Annotated in this window: 16 protein-coding genes; 11 read left to right on the top strand and 5 right to left on the bottom strand. The window is 70.3% G+C overall.

Going from position 1 to position 22,046, the window contains the following annotated elements; all coding sequences use genetic code 11:
- Window positions 1-18 precede the first annotated feature (18 nt).
- From cobD to ASE43_RS13215, 7 genes are all read left to right on the top strand, one after another.
- Window positions 19-1,017: a threonine-phosphate decarboxylase CobD gene (gene cobD / locus ASE43_RS13245; RefSeq protein WP_057160825.1), complete on the top strand. Its 999-nt coding sequence runs from the start codon at window positions 19-21 to the stop codon at window positions 1,015-1,017.
- The gene (locus tag ASE43_RS13240) at window positions 1,014-2,504 is read left to right on the top strand and encodes a cobyric acid synthase (RefSeq protein ID WP_057160824.1); all 1,491 of its coding nucleotides are present in this window, start codon (window positions 1,014-1,016) and stop codon (window positions 2,502-2,504) included. Before cobD ends, ASE43_RS13240 begins: the two co-directional genes overlap by 4 nt.
- On the top strand, window positions 2,492-3,013 hold the full coding sequence (cobU, locus tag ASE43_RS13235; RefSeq protein WP_057160822.1) for a bifunctional adenosylcobinamide kinase/adenosylcobinamide-phosphate guanylyltransferase: 522 nt from the start codon (window positions 2,492-2,494) through the stop codon (window positions 3,011-3,013). The genes ASE43_RS13240 and cobU overlap by 13 nt, the downstream gene beginning before the upstream one ends.
- Window positions 3,014-3,033: 20 nt before the next feature.
- Window positions 3,034-4,083, top strand: a complete 1,050-nt coding sequence (cobT, locus tag ASE43_RS13230) for a nicotinate-nucleotide--dimethylbenzimidazole phosphoribosyltransferase (RefSeq protein WP_057161125.1) — start codon at window positions 3,034-3,036, stop codon at window positions 4,081-4,083.
- Window positions 4,080-4,649, top strand: coding sequence for a histidine phosphatase family protein (locus ASE43_RS13225; protein WP_057160820.1), 570 nt, complete (start codon window positions 4,080-4,082; stop codon window positions 4,647-4,649). The genes cobT and ASE43_RS13225 overlap by 4 nt, the downstream gene beginning before the upstream one ends.
- Complete coding sequence (locus ASE43_RS13220; protein ID WP_057161124.1) at window positions 4,646-5,389, top strand: adenosylcobinamide-GDP ribazoletransferase; 744 nt, start codon at window positions 4,646-4,648, stop codon at window positions 5,387-5,389. The genes ASE43_RS13225 and ASE43_RS13220 overlap by 4 nt, the downstream gene beginning before the upstream one ends.
- A 105-nt stretch (window positions 5,390-5,494) precedes the next feature.
- Window positions 5,495-6,448 carry an AraC family transcriptional regulator gene (locus tag ASE43_RS13215; protein ID WP_057160819.1) on the top strand — a complete coding sequence of 318 codons (954 nt, stop codon included), beginning with the start codon at window positions 5,495-5,497 and terminating at the stop codon, window positions 6,446-6,448.
- Window positions 6,449-6,455: 7 nt separating this feature from the next.
- Here ASE43_RS13215 and ASE43_RS13210 read toward each other — a convergent pair whose 3' ends face one another.
- Window positions 6,456-7,136, bottom strand: a complete 681-nt coding sequence (locus tag ASE43_RS13210) for a YceH family protein (RefSeq protein WP_082607277.1) — start codon at window positions 7,134-7,136, stop codon at window positions 6,456-6,458.
- Window positions 7,137-7,225: 89 nt separating this feature from the next.
- Complete coding sequence (ybaL, locus tag ASE43_RS13205; RefSeq protein WP_057160817.1) at window positions 7,226-8,917, bottom strand: YbaL family putative K(+) efflux transporter; 1,692 nt, start codon at window positions 8,915-8,917, stop codon at window positions 7,226-7,228.
- A gap of 287 nt (window positions 8,918-9,204) precedes the next feature.
- Between ybaL and ASE43_RS13200 the strand changes: the two genes are divergently transcribed.
- Complete coding sequence (locus ASE43_RS13200; RefSeq protein WP_056182590.1) at window positions 9,205-11,073, top strand: ABC-F family ATP-binding cassette domain-containing protein; 1,869 nt, start codon at window positions 9,205-9,207, stop codon at window positions 11,071-11,073.
- A gap of 778 nt (window positions 11,074-11,851) precedes the next feature.
- On the opposite strand, the gene ASE43_RS13195 is transcribed toward ASE43_RS13200, so the two are convergent.
- Window positions 11,852-13,948: an NHL repeat-containing protein gene (locus tag ASE43_RS13195; RefSeq protein ID WP_057160816.1), complete on the bottom strand. Its 2,097-nt coding sequence runs from the start codon at window positions 13,946-13,948 to the stop codon at window positions 11,852-11,854.
- A 217-nt stretch (window positions 13,949-14,165) separates the two neighbouring features.
- On the opposite strand from ASE43_RS13195, the gene ASE43_RS22920 reads away from it, so the two are divergent.
- The gene (locus ASE43_RS22920; protein WP_343123560.1) at window positions 14,166-16,637 is read left to right on the top strand and encodes a zinc ribbon domain-containing protein; all 2,472 of its coding nucleotides are present in this window, start codon (window positions 14,166-14,168) and stop codon (window positions 16,635-16,637) included.
- Window positions 16,638-16,718: 81 nt separating this feature from the next.
- On the opposite strand, the gene ASE43_RS13185 is transcribed toward ASE43_RS22920, so the two are convergent.
- Complete coding sequence (locus ASE43_RS13185; protein ID WP_235568748.1) at window positions 16,719-17,633, bottom strand: DUF3011 domain-containing protein; 915 nt, start codon at window positions 17,631-17,633, stop codon at window positions 16,719-16,721.
- Window positions 17,634-17,885: 252 nt separating this feature from the next.
- Here ASE43_RS13185 and aspS point away from each other — a divergent pair, with 252 nt between their 5' ends.
- A complete protein-coding gene (gene aspS, locus ASE43_RS13180) occupies window positions 17,886-19,652 on the top strand; it encodes an aspartate--tRNA ligase (protein WP_057160814.1) in 1,767 nt (588 codons plus the stop codon).
- A gap of 205 nt (window positions 19,653-19,857) precedes the next feature.
- Entirely contained in the window at window positions 19,858-20,385 is a 528-nt protein-coding gene (locus tag ASE43_RS13175; RefSeq protein ID WP_057160813.1) for a GNAT family N-acetyltransferase, read from the top strand.
- Between the two features lie 183 nt (window positions 20,386-20,568).
- On the opposite strand, the gene ASE43_RS13170 is transcribed toward ASE43_RS13175, so the two are convergent.
- Complete coding sequence (locus tag ASE43_RS13170; protein WP_057160811.1) at window positions 20,569-22,035, bottom strand: DUF4832 domain-containing protein; 1,467 nt, start codon at window positions 22,033-22,035, stop codon at window positions 20,569-20,571.
- Between the last annotated feature and the right edge of the window lie 11 nt (window positions 22,036-22,046).

Below are 22,046 nucleotides of genomic sequence, written 5' to 3'. Positions count from 1 at the left end.
CATCTGGAGCCTTCATCCATGCTTGAGCACGGCGGTCGTCTACTGCGCGCCGCGCAGCGCTACGGCATCGAACCCGCGGACTGGCTGGACCTGTCCACCGGGATCAATCCCGAGGCCTGGCCGGTGCCGGCGATCCCCGCACGCGCCTGGCATCGCCTGCCCGAGGACGAGGACGGCCTGCACGCGGCCGCGCGCGACTACTACGGCGCGCCGGAGGTGCTGGCCGTGGCCGGTTCGCAGGCCGCGATCCAGGCCTTGCCGCGCTTGCGCGCGCAGGCGCGGGTCGGCGTGCTCGCACCCGGTTACGCCGAGCACGCGCATGCCTGGCGCCAGGCCGGGCATACGGTCGAGCTGTGCGAGTCGGAGCGCTTGCTCGCGCAGAGCGAACGCTACGACGTCGTGGTGCTGATCCATCCAAACAATCCCGGTGGCGAGCGCTACGAGCGCGCGACCCTGCTGGACCTGCACGCGCGACTGGCCGCGCGCGGCGGCTGGCTGCTGATCGACGAGGCCTTCATCGACGCCACGCCGGAACGCAGCCTCTGCGCCGATAGCGCGCGCAGCGGGCTGATCGTGCTGCGTTCGGTCGGCAAGTTCTTCGGCTTGGCCGGCGCGCGCGCGGGCTTCGTCTGCGCCGCGCCGCCGTTGCTGGCCGCGCTGCGCGAACGTTTGGGCCCGTGGACGCTGAGCGGCCCCAGCCGGCATGCGGTGCAACTGGCGCTGGCCGACCGCGACTGGCAGGCGCGCATGCGCGCTCGTCTGCTGGCGCAGGGCGAGCGGTTGGGCGCCGTGCTGCGCGCGCGCGGTTTCGCGCCCGACGCCGGCTGCGCGTACTTCCAGTGGCGGCGTTGCGAGGACGCCGTCGAACTGCACGAGGCGCTGGCGCGGCGCGGCATCCTCACCCGCTTGTTCGAGACGCCGGCCAGCTTGCGCTTCGGCCTGCCCGGCGACGACGCGGCCTACGCGCGCCTGGACGCGGCCCTGGCCGAGATCGCCGCCGCTAGGAGCGCCGCATGAGCGCGCGCGTGCTCATGGTGCAGGGCTGCACCTCCGACGCCGGTAAGAGCGCGCTGGTCACCGCGCTTTGCCGCTGGCTGCAACGTCGCGGTGTGCGCGTGGCGCCGTTCAAACCGCAGAACATGGCCCTGAATTCGGCGGTCACCGCCGACGGCGGCGAGATCGGCCGCGCCCAGGCGGTGCAGGCGCAGGCCGCCGGGCTAGCGCCGCATACCGATTTCAATCCGGTGTTGCTCAAGCCCAACAGCGACACCGGCGCGCAGGTGATCCTGCACGGGCGCGCGATCGCCAACATGGACGCGCGCGGCTACCACGACTACAAGCGCGTCGCGATGCAGGCGGTGCTGGCCTCGCACGCGCGCCTGGTCGCCGGCTACGACGCGGTGATCGTGGAGGGCGCGGGCAGCCCGGCCGAGATCAACCTGCGCGCGGGCGATGTCGCCAACATGGGCTATGCCGAGGCGGTCGACTGCCCGGTGCTGCTGATCGCCGACATCGATCGCGGCGGCGTGTTCGCTCATCTGGTCGGCACCCTGGCTCTGCTGTCCGAGAGCGAACGCGCGCGCGTGGCCGGCTTCGTGATCAACCGCTTCCGCGGCGATATCGCCTTGTTGCAGCCCGGGCTGGACTGGTTGGAGCGCGAAACCGGCAAGCCGGTATTGGGCGTGCTGCCCTATCTGCAGGGCCTGCACCTGGACGCCGAAGATGCGCTGCCGCGCGAGCGCGAACGCAAGGCGCGGGCGACCTTGCGGGTGGCGGTGCCGGCATTGCCGCGGATCAGCAACCACACCGACTTCGATCCGCTGCGCGCGCATCCACAGGTCGAGCTGCACTACGTCGGTCCCGGCGAAGCGCCGCCGGCCTGCGACCTGATCGTGCTGCCGGGTTCCAAGTCCACGCGCGCCGATCTGGCCTGGCTGCGCGCGAACGGCTGGGAACAGGCGATCGCGCGCCATCTGCGTTACGGCGGCAAGCTGATCGGCATCTGCGGCGGCCTGCAGATGCTGGGGCGCGCGGTGCACGACCCGCTCGGCATCGAGGGCGCGCCCGGTTCCAGTGCCGGCCTGGGCTGGCTGGATCTGGAAACCACGCTGGAGCCCGAAAAGCAGCTGCGCAACGTCGCTGGCCGGCTCGCGCTGGACGACGCGCCGGTGCGCGGCTACGAGATCCATTGCGGGATCAGCCAAGGGCCAGCGCTGGCGCGCGCCAGCGTGCGCTTGGACGATGGCCGCAGCGACGGCGCCCGCTCCGAGGACGGCCAGGTGTTCGCGACTTATCTGCACGGGCTGTTCGACGACCCCGCCGCCTTGACCGCCTTGCTGCGCTGGGCGGGATTGAACGAGGTCGAAACTCTGGACATGCACGCCTTGCGCGAGGCCGGCATCGACAGACTCGCCGACGCGGTCGAAACCCACCTGGATACCGCCCGTTTGGCCGCGCTGCTCGGCCTCCCGGCCACGACCGGAGCGGCGCCATGCGCACCCTGATCCTCGGCGGCGCCCGCTCGGGCAAGAGCGCCCTGGCCGAACGTCTGGCCGCGCGCGATGCGGACGTGGTCTACATCGCCACCGCGCAAGCGCGCGACGGCGAGATGGCTGCGCGCGTCGCCCATCATCGCGAACGCCGCCCCGCGCATTGGCGCACCGTCGAAGAACCGCTGGCGCTGGCCGAGGCCTTGCGCGAGTACGCCCGCGAGGGGCGTTGCGTGCTGGTCGATTGCCTGACGCTGTGGCTCAGCAATCTGCTCGACGAAGCGCAGGCGGCGGATCGCTACGAACGCGAGCGCGACGCGCTATTGCACGACCTGCCCATGCTGCCGGGCGAAATCGTCCTGGTCAGCAACGAAGTCGGCCTGGGCGTGGTGCCGTTGGGCGAACTCACGCGGCGCTTCGTCGATGAGGCCGGGCGCCTGCATCAACACCTGGGCACGCGCTGCGAGCGCGTGCTGTTCGTCGCCGCGGGTCTGCCGCTGGCGCTCAAAGGAGATCTGCCTTGAACGATGTCGTGACCCCGTCGCTGTCGCGCGACTGGACCCTGGATGCCTGCGCCGTCGCCGACGCCGACTGCGAGGCGCAGGCCCTGGCGCGCCAGGCCCAGTTGACCAAGCCGCCGGGTTCGCTGGGGGCGCTGGAGGCGCTGGCGGTGAAGCTGGCGGCATTGCAGCGTCGTGCGCACCCGCGGGTGGAGCGGGTCTGGATCAGCGTGTTCGCGGCCGACCACGGCGTCGCCGCCGAGGGCGTGTCGGCGTTTCCGCAGGCGGTCACCGGCGAGATGGTGCGTAACTTCGCCGGCGGCGGCGCCGCGATCAGCGTGCTCGCGCGCGCGTTGGGCGCGACCCTGGACGTGGTCAACCTGGGCACGGTCAACGACCCGGGCGAAATCGCCGGCGTGCGGCGCGCGATCGTCGCCGCCAGCAGCGCCAATTTCTGCACGCAGGCGGCGATGAGCGCGGCGCAATTGCAGGCCGCGCTGGGTGCAGGCGCCGAGAGCGTAGGGCTGGCGCGCGCGTCCGGCGCGCAGCTCTACATCGGCGGCGAGATGGGCATCGCCAACACCACCGCCGCCACCGCGCTGGCCTGCGCGCTGCTAGGCCGCGCGCCGACCGAGCTGACCGGCGCCGGCACGGGGCTGGATGCCGCGGGTATCGCCCACAAGGTCGCGGTGATCGAGCGCGCGCTGGCGCTGCATGCCGACATCCACGACGCGCGCGAGCAGTTGCGGTGCCTGGGCGGTTTCGAGATCGCGGCCCTGAGCGGCGCCTTCATCGCCGCCGCCCAGGCCGGCGTGCCGGTGCTGGTGGACGGCTATATCGCGACCGTGGCCGCGCTGGCCGCGACCCGGCTCAATCCGGGGGTGCGCGAGTGGCTGCTGTTCGCGCATCGCTCGCACGAACGCGGACATGGCCTGTTGCTGCAGGCGCTGGACGCGCAACCGCTGCTGGACCTGGGCATGCGCCTGGGCGAAGCCAGCGGCGCGGCGGTGGCGGTGCCCTTGCTGCGCCTGGCCTGCGCGCTGCACGAGGGCATGGCCACCTTCGCCCAGGCCGGCGTGTCGGAACGCGCATGAGCGCCACCGCGATCGAGCTGCTGCGTCACGGCGACACCGGCCAGCGCAGCTACCGCGGGCGGCTCGACGATCCGTTGTTGGAACTGGGCTGGACGCAACTGCGTGCGGCCGTGGTCGGCCGTGACTGGGACGCGATCGTGTCGTCGCCCTTGCGGCGTTGCGCCGAGTTCGCGCGCGAGCTCGCGCAGGCGCGCGCGCTGCCGCTGCGCCTGGACGCGCGCCTGGCCGAGTACGACTTCGGCGATTGGCAGGGTGTGCCCATCGAAACCCTGGCGACCGAGCAGGGCGAGGCCTTGGGACGCTTCTGGGCGGACCCTGTCGCGCATCCGCCGCCGGGCGCCGAGCCCTTCGCGGCCTTCCAACTGCGCCTGGTCGCGGCCCTGGACGAGGCCGCGGCGGCCTGGCCCGCGCGGCGCGTGCTGGTGGTGACCCATGGCGGCGCGATCCGCCTGCTGCGCTGCGTGCACGAGGGCCGCGGTTTCGGCGACATGGCCAACATCGACGTCGCGCACGCGTCCTTGCATCCCCTGCAATGGAGCGGCGCGCATCGCGCCGTCTCGGTCTGATGCGCGCCTTCCTGCACGCGATCGGCTTCCTGACCCGCTTGCCGGTGCCGGCTTCGGTGTTCGAGGATTCCCGCGCGCGTTCGCGCTCGCTGGTCTGGTACCCCTGGGTCGGCGCGATCGTCGGCGGCCTCTTGTGCCTGCTCGCCTGGGCCTTGCAGTCGGCGCCGCCGTTGCTGGCGGCGGCCTTGATCCTGCTGGTGTGGGTGTCGCTGACCGGGGCGCTGCATCTGGATGGCCTGGCCGACAGCGCCGATGCCTGGATCGGCGGCATGGGCGCGACAGCGGCCGAGCGCCGCGAACGCACCCTGACCATCATGAAAGACCCGCGCAGCGGCCCGGCCGGGGTGGTCGCGCTGGTGCTGGTGCTGCTGTTGAAGTTCGCCACGCTCGCCAGCCTGCCTGCGCCGGCCTGGATTGCGTTGTTGCTGGCGCCGGTGCTGGCGCGCGCGGCGCTGACGCTGGCGTTCGTGAGCACGCCGTACGCGCGCAGCGGCGGCATCGGCAGCGCGCTGGTCGATGCGCCGCGCACGGCGGCCATGGCCAGTGTGTTGGCGGGCGTCGCGACCTGCGCGTTCGCGGGCTGGCGCGGCGCATTGGCGCTGGCGGTCGCGGCGCTGACGTTCGCGCTGTGGCGACGCGCCTGCCTGCGCCGCCTGCAAGGCATGACCGGCGATACCTGCGGCGCTCTGGCCGAAATCATCGAGGCCGTGGTGCTGGTGAGCTTGGCTCTATCGTACTGAGGTCGTCCGGCACGAACCGGGCCGCGCGAGAGCGCAAGATAGGAACCGCCGCCGGCGCGGGCGGCCGCCATGCTGGCGACCGACTCCCGACCCAGGTGCACGCCGATGGCCGCCGACTCCGACAACCCGCGTTCCGAACCCGACGCCACGCGCAAGGTCGATCCGCAGCGCGCCGATACACGCGACGGCTACCGGCGCCGCATCGAACGCGCGGTCGCGCTGATCGAGCGCGCGATCGCGCAGGGCGAGGATCCGCCCGAACTCGCGCGCCTGGCCGAGGCCGCGGCGTTCTCGCCCTTCCATTTCCACCGCGTCTACCGCGCCATGACCGGTGAGACCAGCGGCCAGACCGTGGCCCGTCTGCGCTTGCTGCAAAGCTTGCGTCTGCTCGCGGGCGAGGCCCGCAGCATTACCGACACCGCGCTCGCGGTCGGCTACCAGACCCCGCAGGCCTTCAGCCGCGCGTTCCGCCAGGGGATCGGCGCCACGCCCAGCGAGCTGCGCGCCGAACCCGAACGTCTGCGCCGCGAGATCGCGCGCTTGGCGCAGCCGCCGGGTAGCGCCGCTTCGAGCGCGCCGCTGCGGGTCGAAGTGGTCGAGGTCGATCCCTTCCAGGTGCTGGCGCTGCGCGTGACCGGCGGCTATCCGCAGCAGAACCACGGCTACGGGCGCCTGTTCGCCTGGGCCGCCGAGCACGAGCGCATGGAGCAGCTCAGCGGTTTGTACGGCGTGCCTTGGGACGACCGCCGCGACGTGGCCGTGGCCGACTGCGCCTTCGATTGCATGGTCGCTTTGAACGCGCCGTTCGAGCCCGAAGACGAGGCGTTCCGGCGCGTGCCGATGGGCGGCGGGCGTTATGCGCGCCTGCGTCACGTCGGCCCCTTCGACGGCCTGGAAGCGCTGACCGACGCGCTGCTCGCGCAGTGGCTACCCGACAGCGGCGAACGCCTGCGCGACGCGCCGCTGCACCACGAGTATCTGGACGATCCCGACGAAACGCCGGAGGCGGTGCTGCGCACCGATATCTTTTTGCCGTTAGCTGCGAGCCCTGCGACTTGAGTCGGACTCAGGCCCCGGCCGCATCCAGTCGCGCTTCCAATTCGGCGATCCGCGCTTCCAGCGCGGCCACGCGTTCGGCCAGCGCCGATCCGCCACCGCCACCGCCGCGGCTGTCTTCGTCGCCATCGTTGCTGGATGCGTTCCACACCGGTTCGCCGCTGAGCAGGTGGCCGTAGCGGTCTTCGCGCTGACCGCTCTGGCGGCCGAGCAGGCGCACCAGCGGCGGCGACTGCTGCGCCAGCCGTTCCAGCGCGTATTGGACGTCGCCGACATTGTCGAACTTGGCCATGCGCTCGCTGCGCGACAGCAGTTCGTGCAGGGTCTGCGGGCCGCGCAGCATCAGCAGGGCCAATAGCGCGGTCTGCGGCCGGGTCAGGTCGAGCAGGGTGCCGGCGCGGTGCGAGTAGCGCTCGGAGCGGCCGGTGTGCTGCGATTTCACCCAGCCGCGAGGCTCCAGCCGGCGCAGCACGTTGCCGACTTCGCCCTGTTCCAACTGCATCATCGGTTCGCGCGCGGTCTTCTGATTGCAGGCCACGACGATGGCGTTGAGGGTGAGCGGGTAGACGTCGGGCGTGGTCGCTTCCTTCTCGATCAGGCAGCCGATGATGCGCGCCTCGACCGCGGTGAGCCGCGCTTCGGGCGCGGCGTCGGCTTCGGTGGAAGGGGTGGGGCTGTCAGTCTCGCTCATGATCGCTCGCTGCGGATTTTTGGGGGTGTCTGGGTATATCGCGCTTTCGTCGACGATGCGGCCCTGGGCCGTAGGGTCGCGGACCGCGCTCAGACCAGCGCGGTGGAGGGCGGCAGGTTGCGTGTGCCGCGGTAGATCGGCGCGGCCAGCACCATTTCGGCCAGGCTGTGGGCGAGCTCGCGCTCGGCCATCACCGCGCCGTCGGCGCCGTGCTCGATCAGGTGGCGGACTTCGTTGTCGCTGTGGGCGCGCGCGACGATGCTGAGGCCGGGGTTGATCGCGCGCAGCTTGGCGATGATCTCGCCGGCCTCCAGCGCCTGCGGGATCGCCAGCATCACCGTGGTCGCGCGCTCGGGCACGGCCTCGCGCAGCACGCGGTCGTTGACCGCATTGCCCAGGATCGCCGGCAGGCCGGCGGCACGCGCCTTGGCGATCAGGCTGTCCTCGCCGTCGATCACCACCAGCGGCACGCTGCGCTCGGTGAGCAGCCGTGCCAGTTCGCTGCCGACGCGGCCGTAGCCGATCAGGATCACGTGGTCGGCGATATCGGCCGGCACCGGCGGCACCACCGGGTCGACCGCGGCTTCCTGCAAGGCGGCCGCCTCGCGCGCCTGCTTGCGGTCCAGCCAGGCGAACAACAGCGGGTTGACCACGATCGAGAGCAGGGCGCCGGCCAGGATCAGGTCCTGGCCTTCCTGCGGCAGGATCTCCAACTGCAGGCCGAGGCCGGCGAGGATGAAGGAGAACTCGCCGATCTGGGCCAGGCTGGCCGAGATCATCAGCGCGGTCGGACCGGGCTTGCCGAACGCGCGCACGATCGCGTACGCGGCGATGGACTTGCCGACCACGATGATCGCGAAGGTCGCCAGCACCGGCAGCGGCTTCTCGATCAGGATCATCGGGTTGAACAGCATGCCGACGGACACGAAGAACAGCACCGCGAACGCGTCGCGCAGCGGCAGGGTTTCGTTGGCGGCCTGATGGCTGAACTCGGATTCGTTGAGCAGCATGCCGGCGAAGAACGCGCCCAGCGCGAACGAGACCCCGAACAGTTCGGCCGAACCGAAGGCCACGCCCAGCGCGATCGCCAGCACGCAAAGGGTGAACAACTCGCGCGAACCGGTGCCGGCCACGCGCTCCAGGATCCATGGGATCACGCGCCGACCGACGATCAGCATCACCGCCACGAAGGCGCCGACCTTGGCGAAAGTCTTGAACAGCGCCGCCCAGACCTCGCTGGGGTCGCCGGCCTCGCCCTTGATCACGCCGGCCAGGGCCGGCAGCAAGACCAGCGCCAGCACCATCGCCAGGTCCTCGACGATCAGCCAGCCGACCGCGATGCGGCCCTTGACGGTCTCGACCAGGCGACGCTCCTCCAGCGCGCGCAGCAGCACCACGGTACTGGCCACCGACAGCGCCAGGCCGAACACGATGCCGGCGCCGTGCGACCAGCCCAGGAAACGCGCCAGCGCCCAGCCCATCGCGGCGGCGGCGGCGATCTGGACCACCGCGCCGGGCAAGGCGATCGCCTTCACCGCCAGCAGGTCGCGCATCGAGAAGTGCAGGCCGACGCCGAACATCAGCAGGATCACGCCGATCTCGGCCAGCTGCGGCGCCAGGGTCTGGTCGCCGACGAAGCCGGGGGTGAAGGGGCCGGCGATGATGCCCGCGATCAAATAGCCCACCAGCGGCGACAATCGCAGGCGTTGCGCCAGCGCGCCGAAGATGAACGCCAGTACGAAGCCGGCGACGAGGATCGCGATCAGGGAGGTGTGATGCATCGGATCTCCTGTCGTGTCGGCTTCCAAGAATGTGGGCCGACACCCCTCGATGCAAGTCGCGGCTCGAAGTTCGGGCCTGAAATTCGGCCGTAATCGCCGCGCGAGCGCCGATCCGGCACGCCTTGCCGCCCATCGGCGATAAGCCTGATCGCTCGTGGCGACGGGCGCGCCAGCGCGCCCGGAGGCGGCGCGCAGGGCCCGGCCCGGGCCCCGTCGGCGCCCCGCGCGTACGGGCCGGGGCGCGATCGCGCAGGCGGCGACGGCCTCGGTCCCGCTACACTATGCGCATGATTGCCTTCCGTGATTTCGCCCTTCGGCGCGGCGAACGCCTGCTCCTGTCCAAAGTCGACCTGACCCTGCAAGCCGGGTGGCGGATCGGCGTCATCGGCCGTAACGGCACCGGCAAGTCCTCGCTGTTCGCGGCGATCCAGGGCGAGCTGGAGTCCGATCTGGGCAACCTGGACATGCCCAGCCGCGTGCGCATGGCCAGCGTGGCCCAGGAAACCCCGGCGCTGGACGATCCCGCTCTGGACTTCGTGCTGTCCGGCGACGCCACCGTGTACGAGGTGCTGATGGCCGAGCGCGCCGCGGTCGAGCGCGAGGACTGGGAGGCCGTGGCCGAGGCCCACCATCGCCTGGAGGAGCTCAACGGCTACGACGCCACCGCGCGCGCCGGCAAGCTGCTGCACGGCCTGGGCTTCTCGCCCGACACCCACGAACGCGCGGTCAAGGAATTCTCCGGCGGCTGGCGCGTGCGCCTAAATCTGGCGCGCGCGCTGATGACGCCGTCGGACCTGCTGCTGCTGGACGAACCCACCAACCACCTCGACCTCGACGCGGTGCTGTGGCTGGAGCAGTGGCTGCTGAAGTACCCGGGCACCTTGATGCTGATCTCGCACGACCGCGAGTTCCTGGACGAGGTCACCACCCACACCCTGCATCTGCACGACGGCAAGGCCAAGCTCTACACCGGCGACTACACCGCCTTCGAGCGCCAGCGCGCCGAGCACCTGCGCCTGCAGCAGATCACCCACGAGAAGGCCCAGGCCGAGCGCGCGCACCTGCAGAGCTTCATCGACCGCTTCAGCGCCAGCGCCGCCAAGGCCAAGCAGGCGCAGTCGCGGGTCAAGCGCCTGGCCAAGATGGCCGGCACCGAGGCGGTGCGCGCCGAGCGCGCGCTGCGCATCGATTTCCCCGAGCCGTTGAAGCTGCCGCACGCGCTGCTGCGCCTGATGCACGCCGACTGCGGCTACGGCGACCACACCGTGCTCAACCAGGTCGGTTTCATCCTCGAGGCCGGCGACCGCGTCGCCTTGCTGGGCCCCAACGGCGCCGGCAAGTCGACCCTGGTAAAGTCGCTGGTCGGCGAGCTGGAGCTGCTCAGCGGCGAGCGCGGCGGCCACCCGGACCTGCGCATCGGCTACTTCGCCCAGCACACGGTCGAATCGCTGCGCGAAGGCACCACCGCGATCGACCACCTGGCCGACATCGCGCCGGGCGTGGCCACTCAGCAACTGCGCGACTTCCTGGGCAAGTGGAATTTCCCCGGCGACCGCGCCTTCGAGAAGGTCGATTCCTTCTCCGGCGGCGAGCGCGCACGCCTGGCCCTGGCCCTGATCGCCTGGCGCCGCCCGAACGTGCTGCTGCTGGACGAACCCACCAACCACCTCGACCTGGACATGCGCGAGGCCCTGGCCGAAGCGCTGAGCAGCTTCGACGGCGCGATCGTGCTGGTCTCGCACGACCGTCACCTGATCGGCCTGGTCTGCGAGACCTTCTGGCGCGTCGCCGACGGCGTCGCCCAGCCCTTCGACGGCGACCTCGACGCCTACGCGGTGTGGCTGCGCACCCGCGACAGCAGCAACGACGGCAAGGCCGCGGCCAAAGCGATCGCCGCGGCCGCCGCGGCGGTGGTGCCGGAGGCGCCGCCGAGCAAGCCGCGCGCCAAGGTCAATCCGCACAAGTTGGCCCAGGCCGAGGCGCGCGTGGCCGAGCTGGAGTCCAAGCTGCGTACGCTGGACATGGATCTGGCCGATCCGACCAAGTACGTGGGCGGCGGCGACAACGCGGCCGAGCTGGCGCGCAAGCGCGAAGCGGTGGCAGCCGAGTTGGCCCAGGCCGAGGCGGAGTGGTTGGCGCTGTACGACGCGGCTTGAGTTTCGTCGCGATCGGCTGATTCGATCGCGGCTTACGCCGCTCCCACAGAAGAATGCGGGCCACGTTCCCTTAGCTGTTGCTCGTCATCCCCGCGAAGGCGGGGATCTAGTGCCTTTAGCGCCCCCTTGCACGTAAGTCTTGCGACGTCGCCTTTGACTCTCTCCTTTGGAAAAGGGTGAAGCTGCGCGGCTTACGAACCGCAGGTTCGTGCACAGCTGAACGCCAGCAAGCTCTTGCTCTTAGCTCCCTCCTTTATCAAAGGAGGGTTGGGGAGGATTTGCTTTTGCTGTTGTTTCGTCCGCTTCGGCTCGAAGGTCAACGGCTTCCGCCTGCTGCGCATGCGGGTCACTTCCTCTTGCTTTTAGCTCCCTCCTTTGAAAAAGGAGGGTTGGGGAGGATTTGCTTTTGCTGTTGCCTCGTCGGCTCGGTCCGAAGGTCAACGGCTTCCGCCTGCTGCGCATGCGGGTCACTTTCTCTTGCTAGCCCAAGAGTCCGTCTGGATTCCCTTCGGTCAAAAGTAACCAAAGAGAAGGGCTAGCGTGACCAACCCTCCCCTGCGAGTTCGAGGCTTTCGCCGGGATTTTTCGAATGGACATCCTTGTCCATTCAAAAAACCGCGCGCGTCCTGCGCGCCGCCCTTCGGGTCTACGGTTGGTCGGGTGAGTGCGGGGCTTTTGGACTTCAATGCCGCGGCAACGGCAACGGCAATGGCTGCGTTCGAAGCAACTTCGAGGTCCGGAGCGGGGGCGACTGTTTTCGGCGTCGCTGTCTATAGCCTTACTGCAAACGTACTTCCAGATCGCGTTTGGCTCCGGCCACGTTGCCGCTGTAGTCCTTGGCCGTGATGCGCAGCGTGTAGTCCCCCGGCGGCAGCTCGGTCGGCACCCACAGGCCGGTCGCGAGCTTGCCGTCGCGGGCGGTGTTGGTCAGCACGTAGCGGAAGCGCGTGATCGCGCTTCCGTGCACGGTGATGCCGCTGCCGTCGGCGTAGATCACCTTGGTGGCCTCGTCCTCGGACGGCATGCGATCGAATTGGATGTTGCTGCGCGGCGTCTCGTAGCCCGGCATCGGCGTGCCCGCCGCGTCCAGCCACTGGTAGCCCAGCGCGTACAGCCCGAGCCGGCGGCGCGCCTGATTGCCGTCGACCTGATCCCAGGCGTCGACCACGATCTGCACGCCGGGCAGGGCACGCGACACCACCACGCGCCCTTGCTCGCGCTGTTCCAGCGGCTGGGCCGCGTCGTCCAGCAAGGCCACGCGCTCGATCTGCGGCGCGTAGCGGTCGGCGAAGCCCAGGAATCCCAGGCTGATCGCGTTGCGCTGGTAGCCCTCGGCGCCGACGATCAGATGCACATGGGCCATCGCGTTGATCGTGCCCAAGGCTTCGCCGACGCGGAAACGCGTACCGCGCGGGACCCGCACGCGTTCGAGCTTGCCGGTGTCGTCGAACAGCGGATGGAAGCGCGTGGGGTCGAGCGAGTCGCCGCGCGCATCGCGGCCCACGCGCATGTGCACATAGCCCAGCGTGTCCAGGCCCAGGCCTTCGCCCAACTGGCCCAGCCCCCAGGTCGCGTGCGGGCTGCTGACCTTGGCGTCGGCGATCGCGAGCACGCGTTGGCCGACGTCGCCGGCGATGTCGAGGCCGCCGTGCAGGTGGTGACGGCTCTCGCCATCGCCGTCGCCGCGCACTTCGCCCAGGGTGCCTACCACTTCGTGCCAAGCGGTCTGCGGTGCCAGCGGCCAGCGGCCCTCGCTGCGCGGCAAGGGGTTGAGCGGCGAGGGGCCGACCGCATCGGCGATCGCGGCCGCGCCGGGCACGGCCGGCGCCAGGCGGTGCACGCGATAGCCCAACGCATCGGCGACGTAGAGGCTGTCGCCGGGCGCGAGCGCCAAGGCCGACGGACGCGCGAGGCGCTGCCCCGCGACCGCGCCGCTGATGGTGCGCAGCACGCGATCGGCGCCGATCTGCAGTACGCGCCCGCGCGCCATCTCGCCGACGTAGATCACCCCGTCGTGGGTGACCGCCAGGCTGAGAGGTCGCCGTAACGCGTCCGGCGGATCCTCGGGCAGGCCTTGCAGCAGGGTGCTCACCGCGCCGTCCAGGCCGATGCGCCGGATCGCGTTGTTGCGCAGGTCGGCCACCAGCACGCGCCCGTGACGGTCCAGCGCGAGCGCGGTCGGGGTGTCGAAACGCGCGAACGCGGCGGGTCCGTCCTGGTAGCCCGGGCGTTCGCCGCCGGCCAGCGTGCGCACCTGGCCGTCCAGGCCGATCACGCGGATGCGGTCGTTGTAGGTGTCGGCGACGTAGACCTGGCCCTTGGCGTCCACGGCCACGCCGGTGGGCCCGTTGAAGCGCGCGACCTTGCCCGGGCCGTCGAGATAACCCGCGCTGCCGTCGCCGGCCACGGTGCTGACCGCGCCTTGCGGGTCGATCTTGCGGATCGCGTGGTTGCCGGTGTCGGCCACGTAGAGATTGCCGGCCGCGTCCAGGGCCAGACCCGAGGGCGTGTCGAACGCCGCGGCGGCGCCGACGCCGTCGCGGAAGCCTTCGTCGGAACCGGCGAAGGTGGCGACGCTGCCGTCGGCGCGGATCGTGCGGATGCGGTTGTTGTCGCCGGCGTCGGCCACGTACAGCGTGCCGTCGCGGCCCAGCGCCAGGCCGTAAGGATCGGAGAAACGCGCCTGCGCGCCGATGCCATCGCGCAGGCCTTGCACGCCGTCGCCCGCGCGCAACTGCAATGGTCCGCTCCAACCTAGCGGCGTGACCTTGGGGGGCGCGGGCTTGCGCAGCGCGCCGGGTTCGAAGACGTAGGTCGCGGCCAGGGCGGCGGCGGTAAGGCCGATCGCCAGTGCCAGCCAGAGATTTCGGGACATGCGTTTCCTGATGACGGCGGCCGCGCGCGGCGGACCTGGAGCGAACCGGGGATTCTAGCCGCGGGTCCGCGCGCGCAGTGGCCCGATTCGGCGCGCCGATCCACCGCCCGCAGCAAAGTCGGCGGTTTGCAGCCCGGCAAGTATCGACCCTGTGCTTATGCTGGTTTAGATTGCCGCGCGGCGCGATCGCTCGCTGCGCCTACCACTGGGGATGGGAATGAGTCGAAACAGGAAGTGGCTGGCGGCGACGGCCGCAGTCGTGATGGTGGCCGCGTTCGCGGCACCCGTTTTCCACAAGGCGATCCAGGCGGCGCTGGCGCGCGCCGCCAGCGTGCGCGTGGCGCTGCAGGCCGCGCCGGGCGATCCGGCCGAACCGATCGAGGCGCGCGGCTCGCAGCCCAAGCGACCGCCGGTCAGCCTGACCATCGCGGGCGAGATCAGCGGTTTGGCGCCGGGCGCGGCTCCGGAATCGATCCTAGTGCGGGTCGGCAACCGCAGCTTCGCCGGCCAGATTCAAGGCGGCGGCTACGTGGCGACGGTCGACGCCCTGGACCCCGCCGAGATGGTCGACGTCGAAGTGCTGTCGCAGCGCGTGCGCTATCGCAGCGTGGTCGGCAGCTTCGGCAAGCTGATCGCGCATACCGGCGGCGACCGTCGCGTCGACGCCGTCGAGCTGCCGACGCTGCGGGTATCGCCTTGGAGCAGCGCGCTGGCGTTTCTGGTGCGCACGGCGCTGAAAGGCCGCGATGCGGTCAGCGATCAGGAGTTCGAGCGCGCCACCCGCGCCGTGTCGGGCGCGGATTTGTTCACCGCCAACAATCTGCTGGCCGGCGTGGCCTCGGGCGCAGCGGCGCTACCCGGTGGCTACACCGACGGGCAGCAGTTTCTGCAAGACGAGAACGCCTATCGGAACTGGATCGGCAGCGTATCGTGGCCGGCCGATCCGGAGCTCGCGTTCGCGCAGGCCGACTACGCGCCCTTGCGCGACCTGTCCGAGTTGCCGTCGCAGATGCTGCTGATGGCGCCCGTGCAGTTGGACAACGTGCCGGTGTTCTCGTCGGCGCCGCAACTGCTGCTGGCCAATACCGACGGCAGCTACAGCCTGCACGATGGCCAGGCCGAGCCGGGGCGCCCCAATTACGACGCACAGCTGGATGCGTCCGGCGAGGTCGTGCTGCTGCCGAAGTCGCCGCGCGTGATCGACCGCTACGAAGGCATCGGGCGCACCCGAATGACGCTGGCGCGCATCGTGCTGCGACGCATGTTCGACGGCGATCGCCACGACTTGTGGGTCACGCGCGAAGAGTGGACGCGCAGTTTCCCGGACGATCCGTCGCGCGAGCCGCAGGCGTATCACCCGGTGAGTCTGTGGTCGGTGGCCGACCTGCATGCGATCGCACGCGCCAACACCTGGATCGCGGCGCCGAGCCGACGCGCGCTGCCCTGGGTCTGCGCGATACCGGTGAACATTCCGACCCACCACGAGCTGCTCGGCGAGTGCGGCTTCGTCCAACACCGCTTCGACCCGGGTGGCAGCGGCGTCACCGAGGACCACGGCAACAAGGTCGGCGCCAACATGCAGCCGCAGCCGGCCGGCGCCGGCAGCGACTTCGGCTGGATCGTCGAGCGCACGCAGTTGCTCGTGCAGACGCCGCAGGTGTCGCTGCGCTACTGGAGCATCGACGGCGAGGACTACGCCGATACCGTGATCTACCTGGCCACCGGCACCTCCAGCGGCGTGCTGGGGCAGACCGTGGTCGGCGTGAGCGGCTCGCTGGCGGTGGACAGCGTGCCGTACACCGCCGCGCAGGCGCAGGGCACCTGGACCCTGGGCACCGCGTTCGCGCAGGCCGCGGCCTATCCGAATCTGCACTACACGTTGGAAATCCAACGCAATGCCGACGGCAGCGGCGAGTACCGCGACGACAGCGTAGAAAGCGGCGCCTACACCATCCTCATGCGCTGGCAGGTGGCGAGCGAACGCCTCTACGAAACCCAAACCCGGGCCCGCTTCCCCAGCGGGGGCACGCGCTTCGTGAGCGACTGCGCCAGCGCCTTCGCCGACGGAGCGCAGGCCTGCGCGCCGACCCGGATCCGTTACTTCCGGCCGCTCAAGCGGGTGGGCGACCGCCTGTACGGCATCGAGGAGCTGCACACCCAGTTCGAGCTGAAGCCGCCCGGCTACACCGGCAACTACGAGGTCTACGTCAACGTACGCCCGACCTTCCAGCAGTGCCTCGGCGGGTCCTGCCTGGCGTCGCCGCCGGCCTTGCGCCTCCCCGCGAACCCGACCGCGGTTGAATCGGCGGTTAAAATCCCCATCCTTGCTGTCGTCCGTCCCGGAAAAACCCGAACCGCAATGCCTATCTACGCCTTCCAGTGCAGCGCCTGCGGGCACAGCTTCGACCGTCTGCAGAAGCTGTCCGACGCCGATCCCAGCGTGTGCCCGTCCTGCGGGGCGGAAGCCGTGAGCCGTCAGCTCACCGCGCCGCAGTTCCGTCTGGCCGGCGGCGGCTGGTACGAGACCGACTTCAAGAAGGACGGCGACAAGAAGCGCAATCTGGCCGATGCCGCCGGTTCCAGCGGCTCGGACAAGCCCAAGCCGGCCGAGAGCAAGACCGAAACCAAGGCCGAGCCGGCCAAGAGCGAGCCCAAGCCGGCCGCCAAGCCGGCCGCGTCCTCCGACTGAGCATCGCCCCGGAGCGATTCCGGGGCGGGTTCATGCGAGCCGGATGCGACGGGCGCCGTTGCGGCGCCCGCCACGGGGCCATCAGTTACCGAATTCGCCGCGGCAGCCGCGGCTGACCCAGATCGCGGTCTGCGAGCTGATGCCCCAGGTATTGCCCTGGATGCAGGGCTGCTTGGAGATCTGACGCAACAGGCGCGGCACGCCGTAGCCGGGCGGCCAGGCGCAGGTGGTGGTGCGGTTATCGACGCTGGAGCAGGTCACCCGACGCGCGCCGGGCTGCGGCGGCTGGATCTGGGCGCCGGCCACGAAGTCGGCGCGGCAGCCCTGGGTGACCCAGACCTGGCCGTTCTGCGACTGCCAGGTGCGGCCCTCGACGCAGGCCGAGCTGGACAGCTGGCGCGACAGCCGGGTCGGCCCGTACCAGGGCACCGAGCAGGTGCGCGGGCGGTTATCGCTGCTTTCGCAGCGCACGGTCTGGCCGACCGGCGGCACCGGCGGGCTCAGGCCCGGGCCGAACTCGCCGCGGCAGCCGCCGCTGACGTAGATGTTGCCGTCGCGCGACTGCCAGGTGCTGCCCTCGGTGCAGGGCGTCTTGGACAGCTGCCGCAGCAGGCGCGAATAGCCCGGCCAACTGGTGCGGCAGGTGCGCGGGCGGCCGTCGCTGCTCTCGCAACGGATCGTGCCGCCAGGCTGGGGGCCGATCCCGCCGCCGTTGCCGGTCAGGGACTGCGAGATGTCGGTCTTGATCCGGCTGAAGGTCCAGTTGGAGCGGTTGACTTGATCGATATAGAAGCGCAACTGGTCGTCCGGAATGCGCCGGCCGTTGGACTGTTCGGAGTACTCCAGGCTGATCACCCGGACCTGGTCGTTGTAGGACAGGTTGCGCAGGTTTTCGGGCGCATAGGCCCGCGCCTGGGGCTGGGCCAGGACCTGGACGGGCGCGGCCAGGGCCSCCAGACACAACGCCAGCGACAACGGTTTGAGCAGTTTCAGCATGGCCTATCCCCTAGCCGGATGGAGCACGCGGCGAACCGGGCCGCGGCCGGTGGTGCGGGTGCGTATGGGGCGGGCAGTGGGCGGATTCGATGTGGACGAAATCCAGCCTTGGGCGCCGCTGCGGGACAAGTAACCGGCTGGAGCCGTTAAGATAGCGTGTTCCTGGCCCAGGCCCGGACGCGCGCCGGCTCCGCCCGGCGCCCCCCACCGTGCCGGCCCTGCGCCGGCCGCCGTTTCGATCCCGGAGTTTCCATGCGTACCCACTTCTGCGGCCTCGTCGATGAGGCGCTGATCGGCCAGACCGTCACCTTGTGCGGCTGGGTCAACACCAACCGCGTCCAAAGCCACGTGGTGTTCACCGATTTGCGCGATCACGAGGGCGTGGTCCAGATCGTGGTCGATTCCGACATGGCCGAGCTGTTCAAGATCGCCAGCGACCTGAGCGTGGAGAGCTGCGTGCGCGTGACCGGCACGGTGCGCGCGCGCCAGGCCGCCAACGACAAGATCCGCAGCGGCAAGGTCGAGATCCTGGCCGCGACCATCGAGGTGCTGAACAAGGCCGAGCCGCTGCCGTTCCATGCCCACGAGAACGCCGGCGAGGAAACCCGCCTGACCTATCGTTACCTGGACCTGCGCCGTCCCGAGATGCAGAAGATGATGCGCACCCGCATCCGCCTGGTGCAGTCGCTGCGCCGCTGGCTGGACGCGCGCGGCTTCCAGGACATCGAAACCCCGATCCTGACCAAGGCCACGCCCGAGGGCGCGCGCGACTTCCTGGTGCCGGCGCGCATGCATCCGGGCGAGTTCTACGCCCTGCCGCAGTCGCCGCAGCTGTTCAAGCAGATCCTGATGGTGGCCGGCTTCGACCGCTACTACCAGATCGCGCGCTGCTTCCGCGACGAAGCCCTGCGCGCCGATCGCCAGCTCGAATTCACCCAGCTCGACATGGAGTTCGCCTGGGTCTCCGAGCGCGACGTGCAGGACACCGTCGAGGACATGATCCGGGTGGTGTTCAAGGAATCCATCGACGTCGAGCTCGACGCCCAGTTCCCGCGCATGACCTACGCCGAGGCGATGCGTCGCTACGGCTCGGACAAGCCGGACCTGCGCATCGAACTGGAGTTCGTCGACATCGCCGAGTTGGTCAAGGCCTGTGAGTTCAAGGTCTTCACCGACTGGGCCAACCACGCCGACGGCCGCGTGATCGCGCTGCGCGCGCCGGGCGCCGCGGGCTGGTCGCGCAAGCAGATCGACGACGCCGGCGCGCACGCCGCCAAGTACGGCGCCAAGGGCCTGGCCTGGATGAAGGTCGAGGACGCGTCCAAGGGCCGCGAGGGCGTCAACTCGCCGATCGCCAAGTTCTTCGACGACGCCACCCTGGCCAAGATCGTCGAAGCCAGCGGCGCCCAGAGCGGCGACGCGATCTTCTTCGGCGCCGCCGACTACAAGACCGCCAGCGACTTCATGGGCGCGCTGCGCCTGAAGCTGGGCCGCGACCTGGGCCTGATCGGCGAAGGCTGGAAGCCGCTGTGGGTCACCGACTTCCCGATGTTCGAGTGGGACGAGGAGGCGCAGCGCTACGTCGCCCTGCATCATCCCTTCACCGCGCCGGCGGTGGACGACATCGCCGACCTGCGCGCCAACGCCAAGACCGCGGTGTCTCGCGGCTACGACATGGTGCTCAACGGCAACGAGATCGGCGGCGGTTCGATCCGCATCCACCGTCCGCAGATGCAGTCGGCGGTGTTCGATCTGCTCGGCATCGGCGCCGAAGAGGCCGAGGCCAAGTTCGGCTTCCTGCTGGACGCGCTCAAGTACGGCGCGCCGCCGCACGGCGGCATCGCCTTCGGCATCGACCGCATCGCCGCGCTGATGGCCGGCACCGAGTCGATCCGCGACGTGATCGCGTTCCCCAAGACCACCAGCGCGCAATGCCTGATGACCGGCGCGCCGTCGCCGATCCCGGACGCGCAGCTGGCCGAAGTGCACGTGATGGTGCGTCCGAAGGATCCGGCCTAAGCCTCGCGCGGCCTTGGGGTAGGAGCGGCGCGAGCCGCGACCGCGCCCCAACGGCCGTCGGCGCCGCGGCGATCGCGCGGGCGGACACAGTTTCGCGACGCCCTGGTTGAGCGCATGCCATTGCGCGGTCGCGGTTCATGGCCGACGGAGTTCCCGTGGGAGCCCGCTCCCACACCAGGCAGACAGCGAGAGGGCAGGCAGCAGCATGAGCGACGACTACCGTATCCGCCGCGCCACGCCCGAAGATGCGGCGCTGCTGGCCGACCTGGCCGCGCGCACCTTCACCGAGACCTTCGGCCACCTGTATCCGCCGCAGGACCTGCAGCGCTTCATCGACGAAGCCTATTCGGCCCAGGCGCAGGCGCGCACCTTGGGCGACGCCGATTACGCCGTGTGGCTGCTGGAACGCGACGGCGTCGCGGTCGGTCACGCCCTGGCCGGTCCTTGCGGACTGCCGCACGCCGAGGTCGCGCCTGGCGACGGCGAACTCAAGCGCCTGTACGTGCTGCGCGAGGCGCAGAACGGCGGGCAGGGCGGGCGTTTGTTCCAGACCGTGCTGGACTGGTTGCTGCGCGACGGTCCGCGCACGTTGTGGATCGGCGTGTGGTCCGAGAACCACGGCGCGCAGCGCTTCTATGCGCGCCACGGCTTCGTGCACGTCGGCGACTACGATTTCGTGGTCGGCGACACCCGCGACCACGAGTTCATTCTGCGGCGTCCCGCTCAGGGCTAAGCGGCCGGCCGATACCTGCCGTGGGGTAGGAGCGGCGTAAGCCGCGACCGAGAACCCGCGCACACCGACGAGCTTTCGATTCCGCAGCGACCTGCGACCGCCTGCGCGATGGTCATCGCGCAGGCTATCGAGTCATGGCGGTCGCGGCTTACGCCGCTCCTACCCCAAAGCGGTGCGCAAGACTCAGCGCGCCGCCACCACGTCCACCGCACCCAAGGTCAGGCGCCCGTTACTGTCGCGGCCGACGTTCTGCGGGGCGATGCCGCGGCGGCCCGGCCAACTGTCGGCCAGCGCGAGCTTGAGCGTGTAACGGCCCGGCGCCAGCGTCGCCGGCACGTTCGCCTGCATGGCCTGACTGTGCGGCGCGCCCGGCAACAGCCCGGTCAGCGGATAGTCCAGCACCGACTTCGCGCGTAGCGTGCCGGCCGCGTCCAGCCAGTGCAGCTCGGCCTGGTAGACCTGGTACAGCGGCGCCACGCCGGTGTTCTCGATGCTCAGCGTGACCGGCAGGCTGGCGCCGACCACCGCCTGATCGGACCAGGCCACGCGGCGCACGGTGAACTCGTAGCCCAGCGCGCGCTTGATGCTGAGCAGCTTGGCGCGGAACGCCGCGGTGCCGGTGTTCTCGTGCTGCCCGGCCGGGCCCAGCCAGGTGAAGTGGTAGTCGCGCACCAGCTTGACGATGTCGGCGGTGCGGTCGGTCCACAGCTTCTTCTGATCGGCGTAGGGGCTTTCGCCGCCGATCGGATTGAGCCGCCAGTTCTCGCGCGCGGCCGGGACCTCGTTGCGATAACCCCATTCCAGGTTCCACCAGCCGGTGTCGTCGCAACGCTTGAGCACGGGCGAATAGGTATTGCACATCGCGGTGTAGGAGGGGAAGAAGTCCTCGCTGAAACCGAGCCCGGCGCCGCCGACGTCGCTGGCGCGCGCGTAGCGGGTGTGCAGCGGCGTCTGCGTGAAGGCGCTGGTATAGGCGTCGCGCACCAGCGCGCGCGTGGTCGCGTCGGGTTCGTAGCTGGCGCAGCCGGAGGTATGCCATTCGCCCCAGAAGCCGAGCAGGCCGACATGGACGGCGGTGATGCGCGGGTCGCCGTCGTAGCGGAGTGCGAACGCGCGCACGAACTGCTGCAACTGCTCGCGCATCGCCGGCGTGTTGTAGTCCGGCGCCACGCCCGGGCCGTCGCCGCCGCAGCTGGTGTAGACGCGCCCCGGAATGTTCAGCGGGGCCTGGCCGAGAAACTTGGGGTAGTCGCGCTCGGGCTGTTCGCTGTCGTAGTAGTGATGGATGTTGTTGCCGACGCTGTCGGGGTAGTCGGCGACCGGCCGCAGCACGAAGGTGGCGTTGGGATCCTCGGCCAGAATCGGCGCCAGGTGGCGCTGCTCGAAGCCGTCCCAGTCGTAGCGCTCGTCGGCGGTTTCGACTTCGCGCCAGGGCAGGTAGATCTGGTAGATCGACGCGCCGTAGTAGTTGTCGGGCAAGCCGCCGTCGGCGCCGACCGTGGTGCCCCACAGCAGGAAGCCGCGGTGGGGATTGGACAGGTCGTCGTTGCTTTGCGCGGGCGTGGTTTCGCCGGCGTGCGCGGGCGACAGAGCGAGCACGGCGGTCAGCGCGAAGGCGAGGGCGCCGGGTAGTACGGGTCGCAGGTCCATGTGGACTCCGT

It is taken from the genome of Lysobacter sp. Root983 (assembly GCF_001429345.1).
Classification (GTDB): domain Bacteria; phylum Pseudomonadota; class Gammaproteobacteria; order Xanthomonadales; family Xanthomonadaceae; genus Lysobacter.
Note: the sequence above shows the minus strand (reverse complement) of the source record. Positions and strands in the feature narration are given on the sequence as shown.

What these genes read in the sequence shown, in the direction of transcription:
- cobD (WP_057160825.1), top strand. Translation starts at nt 19, where the DNA reads ATGCTTGAGCACGGCGGTCGTCTACTGCGCGCCGCGCAGCGCTACGGC.
- ASE43_RS13240 (WP_057160824.1), top strand. Translation starts at nt 1,014, where the DNA reads ATGAGCGCGCGCGTGCTCATGGTGCAGGGCTGCACCTCCGACGCCGGT.
- cobU (WP_057160822.1), top strand. Translation starts at nt 2,492, where the DNA reads ATGCGCACCCTGATCCTCGGCGGCGCCCGCTCGGGCAAGAGCGCCCTG.
- ASE43_RS13225 (WP_057160820.1), top strand. Translation starts at nt 4,080, where the DNA reads ATGAGCGCCACCGCGATCGAGCTGCTGCGTCACGGCGACACCGGCCAG.
- ASE43_RS13215 (WP_057160819.1), top strand. Translation starts at nt 5,495, where the DNA reads ATGGCCGCCGACTCCGACAACCCGCGTTCCGAACCCGACGCCACGCGC.
- ASE43_RS13210 (WP_082607277.1), bottom strand. Translation starts at nt 7,136, where the DNA reads ATGAGCGAGACTGACAGCCCCACCCCTTCCACCGAAGCCGACGCCGCG.
- ybaL (WP_057160817.1), bottom strand. Translation starts at nt 8,917, where the DNA reads ATGCATCACACCTCCCTGATCGCGATCCTCGTCGCCGGCTTCGTACTG.
- ASE43_RS13200 (WP_056182590.1), top strand. Translation starts at nt 9,205, where the DNA reads ATGATTGCCTTCCGTGATTTCGCCCTTCGGCGCGGCGAACGCCTGCTC.
- ASE43_RS13195 (WP_057160816.1), bottom strand. Translation starts at nt 13,948, where the DNA reads ATGTCCCGAAATCTCTGGCTGGCACTGGCGATCGGCCTTACCGCCGCC.
- ASE43_RS22920 (WP_343123560.1), top strand. Translation starts at nt 14,166, where the DNA reads ATGAGTCGAAACAGGAAGTGGCTGGCGGCGACGGCCGCAGTCGTGATG.
- aspS (WP_057160814.1), top strand. Translation starts at nt 17,886, where the DNA reads ATGCGTACCCACTTCTGCGGCCTCGTCGATGAGGCGCTGATCGGCCAG.
- ASE43_RS13175 (WP_057160813.1), top strand. Translation starts at nt 19,858, where the DNA reads ATGAGCGACGACTACCGTATCCGCCGCGCCACGCCCGAAGATGCGGCG.
- ASE43_RS13170 (WP_057160811.1), bottom strand. Translation starts at nt 22,035, where the DNA reads ATGGACCTGCGACCCGTACTACCCGGCGCCCTCGCCTTCGCGCTGACC.